Genomic DNA, 22,860 nt, shown 5'->3' on the forward strand with positions numbered 1-22,860 from the left:
TGTGGCGCAAGGCAGGCCGCCAAGTCAAGCCCGGTTCAACCCTACCCCGGCTCCGAACCGCGCGCCGAGTGCCTGTTCCAAAAGGCTTTTTGGCGATCACTCCTGATGAAAACCGCTCACGAATCGTTCGCTGGCTCTTCTTATTTCCGCTACAGGCGCTAGCTTTGCGTGACAATTATATGACAATCGCGTGACTTGGGTTGTCGCTGGGTGGGAAGTTAAAGTGGCAAAGAGTTCGAAACGCGCGGGTAAAGCCGCGCCTCAATTCCTGGAAGACGATCCGTCCACCGGCTATCTGCCGGGCCGGGCATGGCCGGTCGTCCGTTACGGGCTGATCAGCCTTGCGATCTCGACCATCCTGGTGTTCGCCATCGAACTGATCGTGCGCGGCGACTTTGCCGGCACGGTCTCCTTCTTCCTTCAGCCGCTCAAGCCGGGCTGGACCACCATCGTCGTCTTCGCGCTGATCCTGATTGGCCTCGACGCTGTGCTCGGCCGCAGTCATCAGAGCCTGATGATCGTCGCGCCATTGACGCTGTCGCTGGCCTTTGTCGGCCATCAGAAGTCGCATTATCTCGGCGATCCGCTCTACCCGACTGACTTTCTCTACGCCCGCCAGATCGTCGCCCTGCTGCCGCTCCTGGTGCGCGACCGACCGATGACCGCGCTCGCCATGGTCGCCGGCATCGTCGCCGGCCTGTCGCTGCTCGTCTATGGCTGGCGGCTGTGGCGCCGCAAGGTTCCAGCGCTCAGCCACAAGGGCCGCCTTGCGCGGCTGACGCTGGCGGTGCCGCTGCTCGCCTTCTTCGTCTCGATCATGGACTATGCCACCTTCTCCTGGACCAGGGACCGGCTGCAGATCATCCCGATCATGTGGGACCAGAAGGAAAACTACGCCTCCAACGGCTTTGCGCTCGCCTTCGCGCTCAACGTGCCAATGGCGCATGTCTCGGCACCGCCGGGCTATACGGAGAAGGCGATCGCGGCGATCGAGCGGCCGCAGATGACGGCATCGGTGCCCGATGAAAAGCCCGACATCATTATCGTCATGAGCGAATCCTTCTGGGATCCGAACAGGCTGCCCGGCGTCACCATCACGCCGGATCCCATTCCCACCGTGCGGGCATTGCGGTCCGGTTCGATGTTCTCGCCTGAATTCGGCGGCATGACCGCCAACATCGAATTCGAGGCGCTGACCGGCTTTTCCAACGCTTTCCTGCCGGCTGGCAGCATCCCCTACCAGCAATATGTGCGCACGCCGACGCCTTCCATGGCGACCTTCCTGAAGAGCGAGGGCTACAGGGCGCGCGCCATCCATCCCGGCACCAACTGGTTCTGGAACCGCGGCGCGGTCTACGCCGATTTCGGCTTCAACGATTTCAGGTCGGAAGAGACGCTGCCGCCCATGGAAAAGCGCGGACCGCTGGCATCGGACGCGGCGATGACGGACGAGATCATCCGCGAAGCCGACGCCAGCGACGACCCGGTGTTCTTCTTCGCGGTCAGCCTGCAGAACCATGGCCCCTATGAACCAAACCGCTATTACAACCCGACCCACGCGGTGCAGGCGCCGATCAGCCAGTGGGCGCGCGACTCGCTGTTGAGCTATGCGGAAGGTTCAGCCGACGCGGACCGCGGCCTTGAACGGCTGATCGAATGGGCCAAGAAGCGGGAGCGGCCGACGATCGTCGCCTTCTTCGGCGACCATTTGCCGCCGCTTGGGCCGGTCTATGTCGAGACCGGCTTCCTGAAGGACAATGTCGCGCCGCGCAAGGAGCCGACACCGCAGGCCGCCCTCGACCATCACGAAACGCCACTGATCATCTGGTCGAACCGTTCCGGTCCGGTCGCTGATCTCGGCACGGTGAGCCCGGCGTTCCTGCCCTATCATATCCTGACTGCCGCCGGCATCACTCACCCCTACTATACGGGCTTCCTGGGCGAGATGCGGGAGCGCTACCGCGTGGTCGACCGCAACCTGCTTCTGACCCCGGCCGGCGAGGCCACGCCCGACTGGTCGCGGCAGAAAGAGATCGACCCGGCGATCCGCGATTTCCGGCTCATCCAGTACGACATGATGTTCGGCAAGCGCCACGCGGCGCCCGACTTCTTCCCCGAGACGGTCGACAAGGTCGTCGCCCACACGAGCTGAGGGGGTCCGATCCTTTGGAGGTGCGTGTGAGAGGCAGCTTAGTTGGTCAGCTGCAGCCTCGAGAACTTGTTGGCGATCTGCTGGAAAACATCCGGCAGCTTGGCCGGATCGTTGACCGCATAGTAGCCGCTCGGGTCCGAGGCGCAGGCACTGTACAGTGTGCGATTGGCGGCGGTGTCGGACTGCAGCACCATGGTGTAGATCTGCACGCCCTGGTTCTTCAACTGCGTGCACACGCTCTTGGTCCAGCCGTCGACATTGCGGGCCGCCGCCGTCTGGTTGTCCGACCCGAAGCGACCATCGGCCAGATATCCATAGGATGTATAGTCGGACTTGGTCGGCTGATTGCTGGCCCCGTAGACCACGTTCTCGCCGTCGGTGAGCAGCATGACGATCTTGCTGACGCCTGCCGTCTTGAACGGCGCACCGTCGGTATAGGGCGCGCCCGGCGACAGCACCCGCATGCCCCACGACAGGCCCTCCGAAACGTTGGTGCCGGAGCCGTTCCATTCCGTCATCTGGCTCGCCGCCTTGCGCAACTTGTCGAAATCGTCGGTCAGCGGAACGACAGGAGTGGGACAGGCGCGGTTGGGGCCAACGGTGAGGGCGCCGCTTGTCTCGGTGACGATCTTTTTGGTCGACGCGACATATTTGGCGACCTTTTCCAAATCTCCGCGCGTCAGTGCGTTGACCACGGCGGAAGTTAGATCGCTCAGGTCGATATCGAGCACATTGACGCCCGGCTCTTTGAGCTTCTCGTCGTCTATTGTGTCGTCGAGATAGGAATTGTTGTAGCCGGTGGCCGAATTGCCGTAGGAGCCGGACGGCTTGGCGGCCGGCTCCGGATCGTCAGGGGCGAAATAGGGCACGAACAGCGTGTCGGGCTTCGACGGATCGGGGGGCGTGTCTGAAATGTTGTAGGTGCCGGGCCGCGCCTCGACACAGCCTTTCCAACCGGTGTCTTTCCATCCGCCTTTCAGGCCGAGCTGCTTGAACAGGGCCATGTGGTTGGGCCGTTTGCCCTTGACGACGGGGAAATTGATGCCGTTGGTGGAGGACTTGCCGTGCAAGTCGATCCAGGACGGGTCGAACCCCTCGCCATTGACGTTGACCGCCGTGACGAAGGGTACCAGCGAGGCGCGCACCTGGCGCGTCGGCGATTTCGTCGCCTCGAGCGTGTCCAGCAAGGATTTCGTTGCCGTCCTCAACGCCGTCATGCGGGCACCGGCCATCGAGCCCGTATTGTCGAGCACCAGCACGACTTCGAGCTGATTGTTCGATTCGACCGCCGAGGCGTCGACGACAATGTGTCTGTTCTGGCCAAACAGGAAGGCGAAGTTCAAATTGATGTCCGCCGAGGCAACCGCCTTGGTCTTAATGAAGTTGACGCCCCTGTCGACACTCAGCGTCGCCTGCGCATTGGCGAGTTCGCCATGCCCGGCGATGTTGGCCTGGAAATAGCGGTCGAAGGCGTCGGTGCGGGTGATGTCGAGGTCACCGAGGTGCGAAGAGGCAAGATTTGCGGCGTCGAGCGCATTCTGCAGGTTGCTCTTGGCCCGCATGATGGTTGAGACGTCGACCGCGAATGCCACGGCCGACAGGATGGCCGGCAGACCGAGCGCCATCAGCAGCGCGAAATTGCCGCTCTTCGAGCGCCAGAATCTGTTGAGAAGCATCCTTACCCCCGGAAATGCTTACCGCTTGATATGCGCGGATCGCCCGGGCTTTTGCGCCTTCCTTGATGAATCGACCGTTGACGGCGAGGCCTCAACCCTGCACAACCTGAACTTGTGGTTAAGGGCCGGTTGCCGGAAGCCGCCATGTGATGACGGTGCTGCCGCCTGATTTTTGGCGACCTGCGACATCGGGAACGCGGCCTGCCCTTGCCTTATCAGCGGATTGCTGTATAGACGCCGCCAATCTGCCGGTCCCAGCTGGGGGCTGAACGGAGGGCCGGAGGTTTTATCAAAGCCTTCGCGTGAAGCCAGAAGTGCTTCCGCCTCCCGTGTCTCCGCTCTCGACCGTCTCGTCATGCTCCTTTCTTCCCCGCCCCTTTAACCGGGACCAGCGGGTCAGAGAAGTTGCAGAGGCTTTTGCCGCCGGGAACCGGGAGAGAAACGAAGAAAGGCACGAAGACATAATGGCTCTTTACGAACATGTGTTTCTTGCCCGGCAGGACCTCTCGCAGCAGCAGGTCGATGCGCTTGTCGAACAGTACAAGGGCGTCATCTCCGCGAATGGCGGGTCCGTCGGCCGGGTCGAGAACTGGGGACTGAAGTCCCTCACCTACCGGGTCAACAAGAACCGGAAGGCATACTACACGCTCATGGACCTCAACTGCCCGCCGGCAGCGCTCAACGAAATGGAGCGCCAGATGGGTCTGTCCGAGGATGTCCTGCGTTTCCTGACCATCAAGGTCGAGGCGCATGAGGAAGGTCCCTCGGCCATGATGCAGAAGCGCGAAGAGCGCTCCGAGCGCGGCAGCTTCGGCGACCGCGACCGTGGCGATCGTGGCCCGCGTTCGTTCGGCGACCGTGATCGCGGCGACCGTGGCGATCGTCCGCCGCGTTCGTTCGGCGACGCCGGTGGCGATCGTGGTCCGCGCCGTCCGCGCGAAGGCTTTGAAGGGGGTGCAGAATAATGGTCGACATCAACCAGATCCCGACCCGGCGCCCGTTCCATCGTCGCCGCAAGACCTGCCCGTTCTCCGGCGCCAACGCGCCCAAGATCGACTACAAGGACGTGCGTCTCTTGCAGCGCTACATTTCCGAGCGCGGCAAGATCGTGCCGTCGCGCATCACCGCCGTCAGCCAGAAGAAGCAGCGTGAGCTCGCCAAGGCGATCAAGCGCGCCCGCTTCCTCGGCCTGCTGCCCTACGTGGTCCGCTAACTCTTCCGAACGGGCGGTTCGCCGCCCGTTCCTTCCACCGGCCATGACGGGCATGACCGGTTCAGCCATCAAATCCCGAGTTGAGGCCAAAACCTCTAACTGCCGCGACAGGCAGGACAGCGACACCGGCGCTCAAGGCGCTCAAGCTTCCTGACCTGTTCCAGTGAATTTGGCGCTTGCGCCCAAAGAAAGGAACAAACCATGGAAGTCATTCTTCTCGAACGCGTTTCCCGCCTCGGCCAGATGGGCGATACCGTCAAGGTCAAGGACGGCTTTGCCCGTAATTTCCTGCTGCCGCAGGGCAAGGCGCTGCGCGCCAACGAAGCCAACAAGAAGAAATTCGAAGGCCAGCGCGCCCAGCTCGAAGCCCGCAATCTCGAGCGCAAGTCGGAAGCCAGCCAGGTTGCCGAGAAGCTGGACGGCAAGAGCTTCATCGCCGTGCGCTCGGCCGGTGAAACCGGCCAGCTTTACGGCTCGGTGTCGACCCGCGACATCGCCGAACTGCTGACGGCGGAAGGCTTTTCGGTCAACCGCAACCAGATCCTGCTCAACCAGCCGATCAAGACCATTGGTCTCACCAATGTGGCGATCGCGCTGCATCCGGAAGTCGAGGTCACCGTCACGCTCAACATCGCCCGCACGGCCGACGAAGCCGAGCGCCAGGCCAAGGGCGAGACGCTGACCACCGCCGAAGCCATCTATGGCGACGACATCAACGACAATGCGCGGCCGGAAAACTTCTTCGATCCGAACGCCGAGTTCGAAGGCGGCGAAGACAACGCCTGATCGCATACGACAAGCGAAGGAGCGGCGCTCCGATCACTTTGTCGTAATCCAGCCGTTCTGGACCAATGCCCGGGCCTCTCGCCCGGGCATTTTTGTGCCAAAAGGAACTTTTCGAACCCCCATATATTGTTGCAGAATTAAGGCAGCCAGTCTGACCGTGAGGGGACATTTGGTTATGAACATTCTGCTGAAGCGCGTTCTCGACCGCCTGGTGCGCACGGGCAATCTCAAGGTAACCGGGCCAAAAGGCTCGACAGTCATCTTCGGCGACGGCAGCGGCGAGCCGGTGCACATGCACATCAAGACCCGGCATGCCGAACGCGCCATCACCCTCGATCCGATGCTGGCGGTACCTGAATCCTACATGGACGGCGAGCTCGACATTCTCGAAGGCGGCGTGCTCGGACTGATGCGCATCGCCTTCCAGAACATGGGCAGCGGCGGCATCGACGCGACCTGGTCGAAAGCCATCGAGGGCCTGCGCCACGCCTTCCGCCGCCTGCAGCAGATCAACACCACCTCGCGCTCGCGCCGCAACGTGCAGCGCCATTACGATCTGTCGGGCGACCTCTACCGGCTCTTCCTCGACGAGGACATGCAATATTCCTGCGCCTATTTCGAGCAGCCTGACATGACGCTGGACGAGGCCCAGGCCGCCAAGAAGCGCCACATCGCCGCCAAGCTCAGGCTGAAGGCCGGCCAGACCGTGCTCGATATCGGCTCCGGCTGGGGCGGGCTCGGCCTCTATCTCGCCAAGGCGTTCGACGTCGACGTGCAGGGCGTGACGCTGTCGACCGAACAGCATGGCGTGGCCACCGACCGGGCGCATGCGCAAGGCCTGGAAAACCACGTCCATTTCGAGCTCAAGGATTACCGCGAACTCAACGAGCGCTTCGACCGCATCGTTTCGGTCGGCATGTTCGAACATGTGGGCGTCAATCACTTCCGCACCTTCTTCGACAAGGCGGCGACGTTGCTGAAACCCGATGGTGTCATGCTGCTGCATACGATCGGCCGCTCCGGCGTGCCGTGGGCGACCAGCGCGTTCATCCGCAAGTACATTTTCCCGGGCGGCTATATTCCCGCCATGTCGGAGGTGCTGCCGGCGATCGAGAAGTCCGGCCTGGTGGTTACCGATGTCGAGATCCTGCGGCTTCACTATGCCGACACGCTGAAGCACTGGGGCCAGCGCTTCGCCGCCAACCGCGACAAGGCCAAGGCCATCTACGACGAGCGCTTCTGCCGCATGTGGGAATTCTATCTGGCCGCTTCGGAAGCGGCTTTCCGCTGGCAGGACCTGGTCATCTTCCAGTTCCAGATCGCCAAGAAGAACGACACGCTGCCGATGACCCGCGACTATATGGCCAAATGCGAGAAGGCCTTGGAAATGCGCGACATGGGCCGCCGCGAAGCGGCTCCCGTCGAGAAGCCAGTCAAGCCCGCTCGCCGCCGCAAGGTGGCGGAGTAGACACGCCGTTGGCCATTGGCGCTTGCCATTCCCGGCCCCTGCCCTGAAAAAGGCCTCGTGATCGTCGCGAGGCCTTTTTCATGACCTATCTCCTCTACACCGCCGCGGCGCTCGCCGAAATCGCCGGCTGTTTTTCGGTATGGGCCTGGTGGCGGCTGGAAAGATCGCCCTTGTGGCTGGCGCCGGGCTTGGTCTCGCTGCTTTTGTTCGCCTGGCTTCTGGCGCTGGTCGATACCAATGCGGCGGGCCGTGCCTATGCCGCTTATGGCGGCATGTACATCGCTGCTTCGCTGGCCTGGCTGTGGCTGGTGGAAGGCGTGCGTCCCGACCGCTGGGACCTTGCGGGTGCCGCGCTCTGCATAGCCGGCGCTTCGGTCATTCTGCTCGCACCGCGAGGAGCATAGCGTGGAGCTGCCAGCCCCTCTTCGACAAGCCGTCGATCGCATCCTGGAAAGAATCTCGCTGCCGGAGCTGAAGCAGGCCGCGAAAACACTGTCGGACCGTTACCGTGCAGAAATGCGCGACGGCCGCCTGCACATGGCGCAGGACATGGCGGTCAGGGCCTATCTGGCGACTCGGCTGCCGGCGACCTATGCCGCGGTCCGCGCCAGCCTCGACGCGCTGAGCGCGGCCCGGCCTGAATTCGCACCGAAAACCCTGCTCGATGTCGGCGCCGGTCCTGGTACGGTGCTATGGGCCACCAACGATCTCTGGCCCGATCTCGAACAGGCGGTTTTGCTGGAGGCAAGTGCCGCGGTGCGCAAGGTCGGCGAGACGCTCGCCGCCGATGCCATCACGGCCCGAACCGTCTGGCGCACTGGCGACGTCACTATTGATCTCGCCGACCTTCAGTCGGCGGACCTTGTTACTTGCGCCTATGTGCTGGACGAGATCGTGCCGGCATCGCTGCCCAAAATGGTCGACCGGCTGTGGCAGCTGACGACCGACACGCTGCTGATTGTCGAGCCGGGCACGCCGGCGGGCTGGCAGCGCATTCTGGCGGTGCGTGCGCAGTTGATCGCGGCCGGCGCGCATGTACTGGCGCCCTGTCCGCACGAGGTGACCTGCCCGCTCACCGCGCCCGACTGGTGCCACTTTTCCCGTCGCGTCGCCCGCTCGCGCCTGCACCGGCTGGCCAAGGACGCCGAGGTGCCGTGGGAGGATGAGAAATTCATCTTTGTCGCCGCGTCGCGCCAGCCGGCCGCCTCCCATGCCGCTCGGGTCATCGCGCCGCCGAAATCCGGCTCGGGCAAGGTTCTGCTCAAGCTTTGCCGGGAAGACGGCACGGCCACGGAGCAGCTGTTCACCAAGCGCGACGGCGCGGACTTCAAGCTGGCCCGGCGACTGGACTGGGGCGACAGGCTGGCGTCCGAATAGAGCGGCAAAGGCACTGCGACAGCGCCAGCAAAGAAAAATCTGGGAGCGGTGTCGAATCCAGGCTGTGCCGTTCGACCATTGGCGTTCTCGGACCTTCCGGGACGCCAACAGGAGAAAGACAATGAACTATATCGCAGGATTTGTCGCCGCCGTGCCCGCCGCCAGCAAGGAAGCCTATCGCAGGCATGTCACCGAGGCGGCGTCGGTGCTGAAGGAATTCGGCACGACCCGGATGGTTGAAGCCTGGGGCGACGACGTGCCCGGCGGCAAGACCACCGACTTCAAGCGCGCCGTGAAGGCAACGCCGGACGAGGTCGTTATCTTTTCGTGGCACGAATATCCCGACAAGACAGCTGCGGACGCCGCCTACCAAACGATGATGAGCGATCCGCGTGTGGCAAAGATCGTCGCGACCATGCCCTTCGACGGCCAGCGCATGATGATAGGCGGCTTCGCATCGATCGTTGACGAGGGCCCTTCCGCCAACCCCGGGTATATTGATGGCTCGCTGGTGCCGGTTCCCGTCGCCAACAAGGCCGCCTACCTTGCCGTGGCCGCGAAGCATGCCGCAGTGATCCGGGAATTCGGCGCCACCCACATCGTCGAAGCCTGGGGCGACGACATTTCCGACGGCGAGGTCACCGACTACAGGACGGCGGTGAAAGCGCAGGACGGGGAAGCCGTGGTCTATTCCTGGGTCGAATGGCCGTCGAAACAAGTTCGTGACGAAGGCTGGAAGAAGGTGATTGCCGATCCGCGCATGTATGCCGACATCATGCCCTACGACAACGGCCGAAGGGTCCATGGCGGCTTCGCGCCGATCCTCGACGCCTGACCCCGCAAATCAAGACCAGGAAACCATCATGCGCTATGCCTGTCTCATCTACTATCACCCTCAGACACTGTTCGGCGGAAGTCCGCAGGCCAATGCCGCGCTTGCCGAGTGCGCCGGATATGACGAGGTGCTGAAGGCCAGCGGCCATTTCGTCACCGGCGAAGCCCTGGTGCTGCCTGAAGAAGCGATGACCTTGCAGGTCCGCGACGGCAAGATGTCGGCGGTCGACGGCCCGTTCATGGAGACTAAGGAGGTGCTGGGCGGGATCATCGTCATCGAGGCCCGCGACCTCAACGAAGCCGTGCGGGTGGCAAGCGGACATCCATTGGCCACGATCGGCCACATCGAAGTCCGTCCGGTCGTCGACTTCAGCCAGCCCCGGCCGGTGCTGTGAGCGCCGCCGGCACGCATGCCAGCCTGGAGACGGTGTATCGCACCGAGGGGCGGCGCGTGCTGGCGACCTTGATCCGCCTGCTCGGCGGGTTCGACGCGGCGGAGGAGGCCTTGCATGAGGCCTTCGTCGCCGCCGCCGAGCGTTGGCCGCGCGATGGCCTGCCGGCCAATCCCTATTCCTGGCTGGTCTCGGCCGGCCGCTTCCGAACCATCGATCGCTGGCGACGGGAAGCGCGGCTGGCCGGCTCCTTGCCGGAACTGCTGGCTTTGAGCGAACAGACTTTGGAACCGATCGCGCCTGAAGACATAGCGGACGATGAACTGCGGCTCATCTTCGTCTGCTGCCATCCGGCGCTGGCGCCGGACGCACGCATTGCCTTGACCCTGCGCGAGGTGGGCGGCTTGACCACCGAAGAGATCGCCCGCGCCTATCTGACGCCGGCGCCGACCATCGCCCAGCGCATCGTGCGGGCCAAGGCAAGGATACGCGACGAGGCCATCCCCTACGAGGTGCCTGACCGCGGCGAACTGCCGGCACGCCTCGAGAGCGCGCTGCAGGTGATCTACCTGATCTTCAACGAGGGTTACGCGGCAACCCAGGGACCAAGCCTGACGCGCGCCGATCTGTGCGCCGAGGCGATCCGTCTCGGCCGGCTGGTGGTGGATCTGCTCGACCATCCAGAAGCACATGGGCTGCTGGCGTTGATGTTGCTGCATGAGGCAAGGCGCGCGACGCGGGTCGATGTGAATGGCGACCTCGTCCTGCTTGAAGATCAGGACCGGTCGCAATGGGACGGCGGGCTGATCGCCGACGCCAACGGCCTCATCGGTCGGGCGCTCGCTTCGCGGCAGGTCGGGCCTTACATCCTCCAGGCGGCCATCGCTTCCGTCCACGCGGAAGCGGCTAGTACCGCAGACACCGACTGGACCCAGATCGTCGCGCTTTATGATGTGCTGGGGCGCGTCGCCCCCTCGCCGGTGGTGGCGCTGAACCGAGCCGCCGCCCTTGGCATGCGCGACGGCCCGCGGTCCGGTCTGGCGGCGGTCGACGTCGTGATGGCACAAGGCAGCCTCGATGGCTACCATCTGGCGCATGCGGCGCGGGCCGATATGCAGCGCAAGCTAGGCCTGACTGAAGCCGCACGCACCTCTTACCAACGGGCACTGGACCTGACCCGCCAGCCGGCGGAACGACGCTTCCTGGAGACGCGCCTCAATCAACTCGCCAGCCATTGCACCCTCCACGACTAGACTCGTCCGACCCTGGCGGATGTGTATTTTCCTGTTTTGTTCCCGGTGCAGATTCGCTACGGTCGGTTGCCTGATTCGAGTCAATCGGGATTCTTTCCACCGATTTTTTTGTGCTGTGAACAAGCAGGAAAGGACGACGAATCTTCACCCGCCCTGAACGTGGTCTGCTACGGCAAGGTGGGATTGAATTTGGGGATATCATGGCAGAGGCAGCGCGGAAATTCGGCGTGGCGGAGCAACCGCTGTATCGCGAGGCACCGAACAATATCGAGGCCGAGCAGGCGCTGCTCGGCGCGATCCTCGTCAACAACGATGCCTTCTACCGCGTCTCCGACTTCCTGAAGCCAGGCCATTTCTACGAGCCCCTGCACCGCCGGATCTTCGAGATCGCGGCCGAGCTTATCCGCATGGGCAAGGTGGCGACGCCGATCACCTTGAAAACCTTCCTGCCGGCCGACGAAAAGGTCGGCGACATGACGGTGGCACAATATATCGTACGGCTGGCCGTCGAAGCCGTCACCGTCGTCAACGCCACCGACTATGGCCGCGCCATCTATGATCTGGCGACGCGCCGCGCGCTGATCACCGTCGGCGAGGACATGGTCAACATCGCCTATGACGCGCCGGTCGACATGTCGCCGTCCGAGCAGATCGAGGACGCCGAGCGCCGGCTGTTCGAACTGGCCGAAACCGGCCGCTATGATGGCGGCTTCGAAAGCTTCACCGACGCGGTCAAGACCGCGGTCGACATGGCCAACGCCGCCTATATGCGCGACGGCCATCTGTCAGGCCTCGCCACCGGCATGCGCGATCTCGATCGCCGCATGGGCGGCCTGCAGGCATCCGATCTGATCGTGCTTGCCGGCCGCCCGGGCATGGGCAAGACGTCGCTCGCCACCAACATCGCCTTCAACATCGCCGAGGCCTATGTGCCGGCGCAGCAGGCGGACGGATCGTTCAAGGCGGCCAATGGCGGCGTCGTCGGCTTCTTCTCGCTCGAAATGTCGTCCGAACAGCTGGCGACCCGTATCATTTCCGAGCAGACGGAAATCTCGTCGTCAAAAATCCGCCGCGGCGAAATCAGCGAAATGGACTTCGAAAAGCTGGTCGCGTGTTCGCAGACCATGCAGAAGATCCCACTGTTCATCGACCAGACCGGCGGTATTTCCATCGCGCAGCTGTCCGCCCGCGCGCGTCGTCTGAAGCGCCAGCGCGGCCTCGACCTGATCGTCATCGACTACATCCAGCTGATGCAGGGTTCATCCGCCAAGTCTTCGCAGAACCGCGTCCAGGAAATCACCGAGATCACCACGGGCCTGAAGGCGCTGGCCAAGGAACTGGCGGTGCCGATCATCGCGCTGTCGCAGCTGTCGCGTCAGGTCGAAAGCCGCGAAGACAAGCGCCCGCAGCTGTCCGACTTGCGTGAATCCGGTTCGATCGAGCAGGACGCCGACGTCGTGATGTTCGTCTATCGCGAGGAATATTACCTCAAGAACCGCGAGCCCAAGCTTGGCACCGAGGAATACGTCAAGTGGGAAAACGAGATGAACGAGATGCGCGGCAAGGCCGAGGTGATCGTCGCCAAGCAGCGCCACGGCCCGACGGGCTCGGTGACGCTCGCCTTCCACGGCGAATTCACCCGCTTTTCCGATCTGGCCGAGGAGCACCATATCGCCGAGAGGTTTGACGAGTAGGCAGTTGTCCGAGATCGCAGCAAACATCCAGGGCGGCGGCTGTCTACGGGCGCCTATTTTCTGCAATTGGTGGACGGCGCATCTTCATGGCTAAATCGCGCGTCCAGTTCATCTGCCAGAATTGCGGGTCGGTGCATCAGCGCTGGGCCGGCAAATGCGATGGCTGCGGCGAGTGGAACACGCTGGTCGAGGAAGGCACGTCCGGCGGCATCGGCTCGGGTCCGGCCAACACCCGCAATGCCCGCAAGGGCCGCGCGGTGGTGCTGACCACGCTTTCGGGCGATATCGAGGACGCGCCGCGCATCATCTCGGGCATCGGCGAGCTCGACCGCGCCACCGGCGGCGGTTTCGTACGCGGCTCGGCACTTCTGGTCGGCGGCGATCCCGGCATCGGCAAATCGACGCTGCTCACCCAGGCCGCGGCCGCGCTGGCGTCGCGAGGCCACCGCATCGTCTATGTCTCAGGCGAAGAAGCCGTCGCGCAGATCAGACTGAGAGCGCAGCGGCTCGGCGTCGCCGACACGCCGGTGGAGCTGGCGGCCGAGACCAATGTCGAGGACATTCTTGCCACGATCGCCGACGGCAAGCGGCCGGACCTGGTCATTCTCGATTCCATCCAGACGCTGTGGACCGACCTTGCCGATTCGGCGCCGGGCACCGTCACCCAGGTCCGCGCCTCCGCCCAGGCGATGATCCGCTATGCGAAATCGACGGGTGCGGCCATCGTCCTGGTCGGCCATGTCACCAAGGAAGGCCAGATCGCCGGCCCGCGCGTGGTCGAACACATGGTCGACGGCGTGCTCTATTTCGAGGGCGAAGGCGGCCATCATTACCGCATCCTGCGCACGGTGAAGAACCGCTTCGGACCGACCGACGAGATCGGCGTCTTCGAAATGTCGGACAAGGGGCTGCGCGAAGTCTCCAACCCGTCGGAGCTGTTTCTCGGCGAGCGGCATGCGAAATCGCCGGGCGCCGCGGTTTTCGCCGGCATGGAAGGCACGCGGCCCGTTCTGGTCGAGATCCAGGCCCTTGTGGCGCAATCCTCGCTCGGCACACCGCGCCGGGCGGTGGTCGGCTGGGACGGCGCGCGACTATCGATGGTGCTGGCGGTGCTGGAGGCGCATTGCGGCGTTCGTTTCGGCCAGCACGACGTCTATCTCAACGTCGCCGGCGGCTACCGTATCAGCGAGCCGGCGGCCGATCTGGCAGTCGCCGCCGCACTGGTTTCCTCGCTCACCGGTCTTGCCCTTCCCGCCGATTGCGTCTATTTCGGCGAAATCAGCCTTTCGGGTGCTGTGAGGCCGGTTGCGCATGCGCAGCAACGCCTTAAGGAAGCCGAAAAGCTGGGTTTTGGTAGCGCGGTTCTGCCCTTGGGCAGCGAGGAACTTGCTGGGGGGATCGGGGCCGGCGCTTTCCAGCCTACCGAGCTTGCCGACCTCGTGGCACGCATAGCCGGCTCACGCCGAAGCCGCGTGGACGAAGAAGAGTGACGCGGCTCGCCGAGCCGTGAAAAAGAGATCGGAGTGGGGCCAAAGACATGCCGATTACGCTGCTTGACGGAATCCTGGTCGGCTTCACCCTGGTCTCGGCGATGCTCGCCATGGTTCGCGGCTTCTCGCGCGAGGTGTTGTCTGTCGTATCGTGGGCGGCGGCAGCGGCGGCGGCTTTCTTCTTCTACAAGCCGGTCCTGCCCTATCTGAAGCCCTATATCGAGAACGAGAAGGTCGCCATGGCGGCCTCGGCCGGCGTCGTCTTCATCATCGCGCTGATCGTCGTCTCGGTCATCACCATGAAGCTTGCCGACTGGATCATCGATTCGCGCATCGGCGCGCTCGATCGCACGCTTGGCTTCCTCTACGGCGCCGCGCGCGGCATCCTGGTCGTCGCGGTGGCGCTTTTGTTCTTCAACTGGCTGGCCGGCGCCAAGGCTCCGGCCTGGGTGACGGAGGCCAAGTCGCGGCCACTGCTGGAACAGATCGGCGCCAAGCTTGAAAGCCTGCTGCCGGCCGACACGGAAAACGCAATCCTCAAGAAGCTCAGCCCGAAAGCGGGCGCCGAGACTCCGGCTGCCCCGGATGCACCTGCGGCGGATGTGCCGGCAACAGGTGACGACGCCAACACGCCGGCCCCTGACGACAATGACGCCGGCCCGGCGGACAACACCGCCAAGCCGGCACCGGCGGCACCCACGGCACCGGCAAACTGACGCCGAAACGGGCGTCGGTTAAGGCGATGGTGTGAAAGGCTGCACGGCGCGCGTTGCTTTCGACGCGAACCCGCATTATATGGCGATTTTAGCGGAGCTTAAGATGGCAGACGCAGACGACGTGCTTTCCGCCGAGGCCGACGACCATTTCCACGACGAATGCGGTGTGTTCGGCATTTTCGGCCGGCAGGATGCCGCGGCCATCGTCACACTCGGCCTGCATGCACTGCAGCACCGCGGCCAGGAAGCGGCCGGCATCGTTTCCTATGACGGCAGCCAGTTCCATGTCGAACGCCATGTCGGCCTGATCGGCGACACTTTCACGAAGCAGCGCGTGATCGACAGCCTGCAAGGCAACCGCGCCATCGGCCATACGCGCTACGCCACGACCGGCGGCGCCGGCATGCGCAACATCCAGCCCTTCTTCGCCGAACTCGCCGATGGCGGCTTTGCGGTCGCCCACAATGGCAATCTCACCAACGCCATGACGGTGCAGCGCGCGCTGCAGAAGCAGGGCGCGATCTTCTCGTCCACCTCCGACACCGAGACGCTCCTGCATCTGGTCGCGACCAGCAAGGAACGCGACCTCAACTCACGCTTCATCGACGCCGTGCGGCAGGTCGAAGGCGCCTTCTCACTGGTGGCGATGACGGCCAAGAAGATGATTGGCTGCCGCGATCCGCTTGGCATCCGCCCGCTGGTGCTGGGCGACCTCGACGGCGCCTGGATCCTCGCTTCCGAGACCTGTGCGCTCGACATTATCGGCGCGCGTTTCGTGCGCGACCTGAAGCCCGGCGAGATGGTGGTCGTCACCTCCAAGGGCATTGAAAGCCTGTTCCCCTTCGAGCCACAGAAGACCCGCTTCTGCATCTTCGAATATGTCTATTTCGCCCGGCCGGATTCCTCGGTCGAAGGCCGCAACGTCTACGAGGTGCGCAAGCGCATCGGCGCCGAGCTGGCGCAGGAGAACCCGGTCGAGGCCGACATCGTCGTGCCGGTGCCGGATTCCGGCACCCCGGCGGCAATCGGCTTCAGCCAGGCGGCGGGCATTCCCTTCGAGCTCGGCATCATCCGCAACCACTATGTCGGCCGCACCTTCATCCAGCCCGGCGATTCGATCCGCCACATGGGCGTCAAGCTGAAGCACAACGCCAACCGCCGCATGATCGAGGGCAAGCGCGTGGTGCTGGTGGACGATTCGATCGTGCGCGGCACCACCAGCCAGAAGATCGTGCAGATGGTGCGCGATGCAGGCGCCAGGGAAGTGCATATGCGCATCGCCTCGCCGCCGACCAGCGCCTCGTGCTTCTACGGCGTCGATACGCCGGAAAAGTCGAAGCTTTTGGCATCGCGCATGTCGGTGGAAGAGATGGCCGAATTCATCCGTGTCGATTCGCTCGGCTTCCTCTCCATCAACGGCCTCTACCGCGCCGTCGGCGAGGCCAGCCGCAACGACGAGCAACCGCAGTTCTGCGACGCCTGCTTCACCGGCCAATACCCGACCCGCCTGCTCGACTTCGAAGGCCACGACAATGTGCGCACACTGTCGCTGCTGGCGAACAGTGGGGCGTAGGCTAGAGCAGTTCACCGTTTCACGGAAAACGGCGAACCGCTCTAACTCTTTGTTTTGACACAATTCCGGGCGGAAAACCGCTTCACACTTTTCCTGGAATTGCTCTGGACCTTACGGAAATTCTCGCATGACCCTCGACCTTACCGGCCGCGTCGCGGTCGTCACCGGTGCCTCGCGCGGCATCGGCTATTTCATCGCCAAGGAATTGGCCGCCGCCGGTGCGCATGTCATCGCAGTAGCGCGCACGGTCGGCGGACTGGAAGAACTCGACGACCAGATCAAGGCGGCCGGCGGCCAGGCGACGCTGGTGCCGCTCGATCTCGCCGACATGGCCGGCATCGACCGGCTGGGCGGCGCCATCCATGAGCGCTGGGGCAAGCTCGACATTCTCGTCGCCAATGCCGGCGTGCTCGGCGTCATCTCGCCGATCGGCCATGTCGAGGCCAAGACCTTCGAGAAGGTGATGACCATCAACGTCACCTCGACCTGGCGGCTGATCCGCTCGGTCGACCCGCTGCTCAGGCTTTCCGATGCCGGCCGGGCCATTTTGCTCTCCTCCAACGCGGCGCACTCGGCACGCGCGTTCTGGGCGCCTTACGCCGCATCGAAGGCGGCGGTCGAAACCATGATGCGCTCCTGGGCGCATGAGACGCAAAGCCTGCCGCTGCGCGTCAATGCCGCCGATCCGGGCGCCACCCGCACCGCCATGCGAGCCCAGGCCGTGCCTGGCGAGGACCCGGAGACGCTGCCGCACCCTTCCGAGATCGCTAAGCGCATCGTGCCGCTGGCCAGCCCGGAGTTGAAGGAGACCGGGCTGATCTTCCAGGCCAAGCACAACCGCTTCGTCGCCTACAGGCAGCCCGAATAACCTTGGTTTTGACGGCTCCCGGAACCGCCCGCGCATTCGGGTGGCCTCCGCCAGGGATTAAAACAGCCTCCGGCTACGTTCTTCGAACGTAGGATATTGAAAAACCGGAGGATCGATATGCGCAGACTTCTTCTCGTTGCCGCCACCGCCTTTGTAGCCGCTCTTGGCGCGACATCAGGCGTAGCCGTCTCGCAAGATGCCAAGATGAGTTTCTTCGTCACCAGCGTCGGCTCCGGCAAGGGCGCCGATCTCGGCGGTCTGAAGGGCGCCGACGCGCATTGCGCTTCGCTGGCCGAAGCAGCCGGCGTCACCGGCAAGACCTGGCACGCCTATCTGTCGACCAGCGCCGAGGATGCCCGCGACCGTATCGGCAAGGGCCCCTGGTTCAACGCCAAGGGCGAGAAAATCGCCGACGATGTCGCCTCCTTGCACAGCGATGCCAACGGCATCACCAAGCAGACGGCACTGAACGAAAAGGGCGAAGTGGTCAATGGCCGCGGCGACACGCCGAACCGGCATGACATGCTGACCGGTTCGAAGCCGGACGGCACCAGGATCGCCGACCAGACCTGCGGCGACTGGACGATGAGCGGCGCCGAAGGGGTGGCGATGATGGGTCATCACGACCGCACCGGGCTCGACGATTCAGCGGCGGCAAAGTCGTGGAACTCCTCGCATGCCTCACGCGGCGGCTGTAGCCAGGAAGCACTGAAAGGCACCGGCGGCGACGGGTTGTTCTACTGCTTTGCAACCAACTGAGCAGCGTAGGCGCAAACCCGTTCTCAGAGATCGGCTCATCATCACGCGGCTGTGATCTGAGGGGGAAAAGCTGCGCTGCGGTCATGCTTTCGTCATTTCCCCGGAGTTGTTAGGATCGTAGCGACTCCCACAACAGCGAGAGCCCAAGCTGGGCAGAACAAGGAAACTCCCATGGCTACGACCGCAGCATTGGTCTGGTATCTGGTAATCGCCGGCCCACAGGGCGGCATGGTGGTGCTGCCCAGTACCTTCGACAAGCGCGAACAGTGCACCGCCGCCATCACCGAATATCAGAAGCAGCCGACACCGACTGGCTGGTCGGTGCAGTGCGTGCCGAGCGCCTCGCCTTTCACTGACGAGGGCGATGCCGAAGAGCCGGCCGCGCAGTAAGGATTTGATATAGTGAGGCTCGCGGCCCGCTGGCTGCGGGCCTTGTGATTTCAGCGCCGGGCGCTCACCGTCAACTCCGGCTTGTGGTTGATGGTCTGGAACACCACGCAATAGCGCTCGGTCAGCTTCAGCAGGGAGTCGATGCGCTCCTGCGGCTCATCCGTATCGAGGCTGAAATTGAGCCGGATGGCGCGAAAGCCGACCGGCGCGTCCTTGGCGACACCGAGCGTGCCGCGAAAATCGAGATCGCCTTCGGCTTCTACCGTGGCAGCGCCGAGCTTGAACTCGAGCGCCGTCGCCACGGCCTTCAGCGTCACCCCGGCGCAGGCCACCAGGGCTTCCAGCAGCATGTCGCCGGAACAGAGCTCGAGTCCCGAGCCGCCGGTTGCCGGATGCAGGCCGGCGACGGCGATCGCCCTGCCCGTCTCGACCTTGCAGGCCACCGCCTGGTCGTCGATGGAGCCCTTGGCTCGAAGCGTGATCAACGCTTGCGAGGCGTCGTCGCGATAGGCCTGCTTCAGCGGCGCCTGCATGGCCTTCAGTTCGGTGGCGTCCATTCGTTGCCTCTTTCGCTTTTGCGGCCAGCGAGTTGCATGGCTTTGTCAGATATAAGTGCCGATCACGTCCTGGAAGCAAGCTCGCAATCCCTGCCCCAACGCAAGCCCAGGGCTGGCGTAGCGCGGTGTCAGCTTTCGCCCGTATAGCTGGGAGTCGAGGCCTGATTTCCCAGAGCCTCAAGCTATTCCTGTTGCTTCCCGCACCTTTGGTCCGCGCCTATGGCCGATGTCGCCATCCTCGAAACACGCGAAAGGGTTCTCGCCGGCATCCTGCTGACCGGCGCCGCCTATCTCTTGTTTTCGACGCAAGACGCCTCGATCAAGCTGCTGGTTGCCGGCATGACGGTCTGGCAGATCATGTTCTTCCGCAGCATCACCATTCTGAGCGCCTGCGCGGCGATCGGTGGACGAAAACTGTTCGTCGACACGGTGCGCTCGCCGATCGTGCGGCCCATGCTGGTGCGCAGCGCTTTCACGCTTGCCGCCTGGCTCTGCTACTACAACGCCGCCCGCAGCCTGCAGCTTGCCGAACTGACCACCGTCTATTACGCGGCGCCGATCATCGTCACCGTGCTTTCGGTGTTCCTGCTCGGCGAAAAGGTGCCAATGTTGCGCTGGTTAGCGGTTCTGATCGGTTTTGCCGGCGTTTTCGTCGCTTGCGACCCGACCCATCTCGGCCTGTCCGTGCCGGTGCTGCTGGTGCTTGCGGCCGCGCTTTTGTGGGCCATCGCCATCGTGCTCCTGCGCAAGACGGCACTAGCCGAGCGCTCGATGATCCAGCTCGTCCTCAACAATTTCTATTTCCTCGTGTTTTCTGCGGTGCCGGCGCTGTTGTGGTGGCATACGCCTGATCCGACCCAGCTGCTGCTTCTCGCCAGCGTCGGCGCGCTTGGCGGCCTGGCGCAATATCTCCTCTTCGAAGGCATGAAGCGCTCGCCAGCATCGATCCTCGCGCCTCTCGAATACAGTTCGCTGCTGTGGGCGTTCGCGCTCGGCTTTGCGATCTGGGGCGACGTGCCGCGCCGCGAAGTGTTTCTCGGCGCCGCCCTGATTATCGCCGCGGGGCTGCTGATCGTCGGCAGCGAGCATTTCCGCAAGCGGCTGTGATGGGGATGAGGCTCTTTGCTGACACTACGATGTCAGCACCTGACGGAGTAGGCTGCCCGGCATGACTGACATCGCAGCCGCCACGACCGAAACCACCGAGCGCACGCTTGGCATCATCCTGGTGTCGTCATCGGCTGCCGTGTTCGGCCTGACCGGTGTCTTGACCAAGTCGATCCATGCCGATCCGCTGACGATCACCTGCTGGCGCGGCTTCGTCGGCTCGATCCTGATCAGCCTTTATGTGCTTTGGCGCCGCCGCCGATCGGGCAATCGCGGCACGCTGCGGCTTGGCTGGCGCGGCTGGCTGCTGGCGGTTGAGGGCGCACTGACCAGCATCGCCTTCATCTCGGCGTTCAAATTCACCTACGTGGCCAATGTCGCGGTCATCTATGCGACGTCACCCTTCATCGCCGCCGTGCTGGCCTGGGTGCTGGTGCGCGAGCCTTTCCGCCTGCAGACGATGCTCGCGGCCGCCGTGTCGCTGTGCGGTGTAGGCATCATGGTCTGGTCGGGCTTCGGCACAGGCAATCTGTTCGGCGACGGGCTGGCGCTGCTGATGACCGCGGGCAGCGCGCTCTACATGATCATGGTACGCGCCTTCCGTGACACGCCGGTGGTGTGGGCCGGCGCGGTTTCGGCCTTCCTGCTGTTCATTCTCGGCTGGTTCGTCACCGATCCCCTGGCGATTACGCCAAGGGACGCCGTTCTGTTGGCCACTTTCGGCGCGTCCTTTGCATTGGCCTCCATCCTGTGGACGGAGGGCGCACGGCTTATCCCGGCGCCAGAATCCGGCCTGCTTGGCTCGGCGGAGGTGCCGTTCGCGATCCTGTTTGCCTTCCTGTTCCTGGCCGAGATACCGCCTGTCGCCAGCATGGTCGGCGGCGCCATCGTGCTGTGCGCCGTGTTCGCCCATGCCGGCCGCGACTGGCTGGCGGCCCGCTCGCAGCAGGCGGCGTCAAATATTTCTTAAAAAAGTGACACAGTCACGGAACCATCATCGGACTCAGACATTATTGGTGCGACGGGCCACCCCCCTAGTCCCCCCAAACCCCTCGGCCCGTCCTACTCCCAAGCCGACCGCAAGGTCGGCTTTTTCTTTGCCAAATAGGCCCGACCGTCAGCTTCTCTTTCGCCTGTAAGCTGGAAACGAGGCTTCTCGCCCTGCCAGATCAGCCAGGTGCCCCTGACAGGGCCAGATTGCCGCCAAGCAGCGCCGCCAGATCGCCCGCGGAAGCATCGGCGCCGGCGCGCAGCCGGATGGCGAATTCAGCGACAGGCACATTTGGCAAGCCAAGCTCACGCGGCGCTTCGACAATGCCGGAATGAGCAAAGCGCGGCGTTCGCAAGGTCAGCGCGACGCCGGCATTCACCGCGGTGCGCAAGCCCGCGAGGCTGGCACTGCCGGCGGCGATGCGGTAGCGGCGGCCGGCGGCATCGAGCGCCGCCAGTGCCGCTTCTCGAAAACCGCAATAAGGATCGAGCAGCGCCAGCGGGAGTTCTTCCTGCCGGGAGGCCAGCCCTTTCTGCGAACACAGCCAGATCATCGGTTCGCGCAGAACGCCGACCTCGTCCGCCGCCGCGGTCTGGCGCATGATGATCGCCAGATCGAGGCCGCCGGCCTGCAGCGCCTGCGCCAGTTCGGCCGAGCGGCCGACCCGCAATTCGATCCTGACGCGCGGATGGCTGGTGGCGAAGGCGCGCAGCAGGTCCGGCAGACCGCTGTCGGCGAAATCCTGCGTCGTGCCGATAGCGACACGCCCGGCGGCCCGCGCCCCCTTCAAAGCCAGCCACGCCTCGCGATGGACGGCAAGTATGCGCCTGGCATGACCGACGAGGTCCTCGCCGGCCGGCGTCAGCCCACGCCCCCTGCCCTGCGGCGCCAGGAGCGGCTCGCCGACGATCTCCTCCAGCCGCTGCATCTGCGCGGTCACCGCTGACGGCGAACGGCCGACGCTCGACGCTGCCCGCGCCAGCGAACCGCTGTCGACGAAAGCGAGGAAGGTTTTGAGCAGATCCGGATCGAGCGTTTCCATAATTCGATGTTATCGAATCTTCAGTTGAAAACAATTCGATTTTTTTGATTCAAAGATGATGACATGGTCTGTCCAACGGCGATGAGACGCCGCTCAACCCAGGAGACGAAAAATGCCCATCATCAACATCAGCGTCACCGGCAAGCCGAACGCCGCTTTGTCCGCCGAGATTGCCAGGGAAATCACCGAGATCACCGCCACGCAATTGCGCAAGGATCCGACGATCACCGCCGTCGCCGTATCCTATATCGACCCGCAGCACTGGTTCGCCGGCGGCAAGTCCCTGGCCGAGCATGGCACCAACACGTTCTGGCTGGATATCAAGGTGGTTGACGGCACCAATACCAAGCTCGAGCTGGAAGCCTATCTCAATGCCCTCTTCGAGGCCTTCGGCCGCCTGCTGGGCGGTGTGCACGAGGAAAGCTATGCCTTCGTCCATGAGGTGCCTGCGGCGGCCTATGGCTATGGCGGCAAGACGCAGGAATTCCGCTTCATCAGCGGGCGGTTGAAGGCGGCGTAAAG

General features: G+C 63.8%; 23 protein-coding genes. 20 read left to right on the forward strand and 3 right to left on the reverse strand.

Features of this window, described 5'->3' with window-relative positions:
• The first annotated feature begins 190 nt into the window (after positions 1-190).
• Complete coding sequence (locus AC1DPX_RS32555) at positions 191-2,152, forward strand: LTA synthase family protein (protein ID WP_477241956.1); 1,962 nt, start codon at positions 191-193, stop codon at positions 2,150-2,152.
• A gap of 38 nt (positions 2,153-2,190) precedes the next feature.
• On the opposite strand, the gene AC1DPX_RS32560 is transcribed toward AC1DPX_RS32555, so the two are convergent.
• A complete protein-coding gene (locus tag AC1DPX_RS32560; RefSeq protein WP_202355049.1) occupies positions 2,191-3,828 on the reverse strand; it encodes a pilus assembly protein in 1,638 nt (545 codons plus the stop codon).
• A 464-nt stretch (positions 3,829-4,292) separates the two neighbouring features.
• On the opposite strand from AC1DPX_RS32560, the gene rpsF reads away from it, so the two are divergent.
• The 16 genes from rpsF to AC1DPX_RS32640 all read left to right on the forward strand — a co-directional run bounded on the left by rpsF (position 4,293) and on the right by AC1DPX_RS32640 (position 18,641).
• A complete protein-coding gene (rpsF, locus tag AC1DPX_RS32565; RefSeq protein ID WP_010915168.1) occupies positions 4,293-4,793 on the forward strand; it encodes a 30S ribosomal protein S6 in 501 nt (166 codons plus the stop codon).
• Positions 4,793-5,041, forward strand: a complete 249-nt coding sequence (gene rpsR / locus AC1DPX_RS32570; RefSeq protein ID WP_006203718.1) for a 30S ribosomal protein S18 — start codon at positions 4,793-4,795, stop codon at positions 5,039-5,041. Before rpsF ends, rpsR begins: the two co-directional genes overlap by 1 nt.
• A gap of 201 nt (positions 5,042-5,242) precedes the next feature.
• Positions 5,243-5,827 (forward strand): 50S ribosomal protein L9, encoded by a 585-nt coding sequence (rplI, locus tag AC1DPX_RS32575; RefSeq protein ID WP_202355050.1) that lies wholly within the window; start codon positions 5,243-5,245, stop codon positions 5,825-5,827.
• A gap of 175 nt (positions 5,828-6,002) precedes the next feature.
• Positions 6,003-7,295, forward strand: a complete 1,293-nt coding sequence (locus AC1DPX_RS32580) for a class I SAM-dependent methyltransferase (RefSeq protein WP_477241958.1) — start codon at positions 6,003-6,005, stop codon at positions 7,293-7,295.
• Positions 7,296-7,375: 80 nt separating this feature from the next.
• A complete protein-coding gene (locus AC1DPX_RS32585) occupies positions 7,376-7,699 on the forward strand; it encodes a YnfA family protein (RefSeq protein WP_202355052.1) in 324 nt (107 codons plus the stop codon).
• Position 7,700: 1 nt separating this feature from the next.
• A complete protein-coding gene (locus AC1DPX_RS32590) occupies positions 7,701-8,672 on the forward strand; it encodes a small ribosomal subunit Rsm22 family protein (RefSeq protein WP_477241960.1) in 972 nt (323 codons plus the stop codon).
• A gap of 121 nt (positions 8,673-8,793) precedes the next feature.
• The gene (locus tag AC1DPX_RS32595) at positions 8,794-9,507 is read left to right on the forward strand and encodes a DUF1428 domain-containing protein (RefSeq protein WP_477241962.1); all 714 of its coding nucleotides are present in this window, start codon (positions 8,794-8,796) and stop codon (positions 9,505-9,507) included.
• A gap of 28 nt (positions 9,508-9,535) precedes the next feature.
• Positions 9,536-9,901 carry a YciI family protein gene (locus tag AC1DPX_RS32600; protein ID WP_202355055.1) on the forward strand — a complete coding sequence of 122 codons (366 nt, stop codon included), beginning with the start codon at positions 9,536-9,538 and terminating at the stop codon, positions 9,899-9,901.
• A complete protein-coding gene (locus AC1DPX_RS32605) occupies positions 9,898-11,151 on the forward strand; it encodes an RNA polymerase sigma factor (RefSeq protein ID WP_477241964.1) in 1,254 nt (417 codons plus the stop codon). The genes AC1DPX_RS32600 and AC1DPX_RS32605 overlap by 4 nt, the downstream gene beginning before the upstream one ends.
• A gap of 200 nt (positions 11,152-11,351) precedes the next feature.
• Positions 11,352-12,845: a replicative DNA helicase gene (locus tag AC1DPX_RS32610; RefSeq protein ID WP_202355057.1), complete on the forward strand. Its 1,494-nt coding sequence runs from the start codon at positions 11,352-11,354 to the stop codon at positions 12,843-12,845.
• Positions 12,846-12,931: 86 nt separating this feature from the next.
• Complete coding sequence (radA, locus tag AC1DPX_RS32615; protein WP_477241966.1) at positions 12,932-14,335, forward strand: DNA repair protein RadA; 1,404 nt, start codon at positions 12,932-12,934, stop codon at positions 14,333-14,335.
• 47 nt (positions 14,336-14,382) lie between these two features.
• Positions 14,383-15,051 carry a CvpA family protein gene (locus AC1DPX_RS32620; protein ID WP_202355059.1) on the forward strand — a complete coding sequence of 223 codons (669 nt, stop codon included), beginning with the start codon at positions 14,383-14,385 and terminating at the stop codon, positions 15,049-15,051.
• Between the two features lie 103 nt (positions 15,052-15,154).
• Positions 15,155-16,624, forward strand: coding sequence for an amidophosphoribosyltransferase (gene purF, locus AC1DPX_RS32625; RefSeq protein ID WP_019857255.1), 1,470 nt, complete (start codon positions 15,155-15,157; stop codon positions 16,622-16,624).
• Positions 16,625-16,751: 127 nt separating this feature from the next.
• Positions 16,752-17,492, forward strand: a complete 741-nt coding sequence (locus tag AC1DPX_RS32630) for an SDR family NAD(P)-dependent oxidoreductase (RefSeq protein WP_284278328.1) — start codon at positions 16,752-16,754, stop codon at positions 17,490-17,492.
• 117 nt (positions 17,493-17,609) lie between these two features.
• Complete coding sequence (locus AC1DPX_RS32635) at positions 17,610-18,251, forward strand: hypothetical protein (RefSeq protein WP_477241968.1); 642 nt, start codon at positions 17,610-17,612, stop codon at positions 18,249-18,251.
• Positions 18,252-18,422: 171 nt separating this feature from the next.
• A complete protein-coding gene (locus AC1DPX_RS32640; RefSeq protein ID WP_027045347.1) occupies positions 18,423-18,641 on the forward strand; it encodes a hypothetical protein in 219 nt (72 codons plus the stop codon).
• A 50-nt stretch (positions 18,642-18,691) separates the two neighbouring features.
• Here the strand turns inward: AC1DPX_RS32640 and AC1DPX_RS32645 are convergent, their stop codons facing one another.
• Positions 18,692-19,198 (reverse strand): OsmC family protein, encoded by a 507-nt coding sequence (locus AC1DPX_RS32645; RefSeq protein WP_202355062.1) that lies wholly within the window; start codon positions 19,196-19,198, stop codon positions 18,692-18,694.
• Between the two features lie 219 nt (positions 19,199-19,417).
• Between AC1DPX_RS32645 and AC1DPX_RS32650 the strand changes: the two genes are divergently transcribed.
• Positions 19,418-20,305 carry a DMT family transporter gene (locus tag AC1DPX_RS32650; protein ID WP_477241970.1) on the forward strand — a complete coding sequence of 296 codons (888 nt, stop codon included), beginning with the start codon at positions 19,418-19,420 and terminating at the stop codon, positions 20,303-20,305.
• Between the two features lie 61 nt (positions 20,306-20,366).
• On the forward strand, positions 20,367-21,275 hold the full coding sequence (locus tag AC1DPX_RS32655; RefSeq protein ID WP_477241972.1) for a DMT family transporter: 909 nt from the start codon (positions 20,367-20,369) through the stop codon (positions 21,273-21,275).
• 199 nt (positions 21,276-21,474) lie between these two features.
• Here AC1DPX_RS32655 and AC1DPX_RS32660 read toward each other — a convergent pair whose 3' ends face one another.
• Positions 21,475-22,338, reverse strand: coding sequence for a LysR substrate-binding domain-containing protein (locus AC1DPX_RS32660; RefSeq protein WP_477241974.1), 864 nt, complete (start codon positions 22,336-22,338; stop codon positions 21,475-21,477).
• 112 nt (positions 22,339-22,450) lie between these two features.
• Between AC1DPX_RS32660 and AC1DPX_RS32665 the strand changes: the two genes are divergently transcribed.
• Positions 22,451-22,858 (forward strand): tautomerase family protein, encoded by a 408-nt coding sequence (locus tag AC1DPX_RS32665; protein WP_202355065.1) that lies wholly within the window; start codon positions 22,451-22,453, stop codon positions 22,856-22,858.
• Positions 22,859-22,860 lie beyond the last annotated feature (2 nt).

The sequence above is a fragment of the Mesorhizobium sp. 01N446 genome (genome assembly GCF_056399285.1).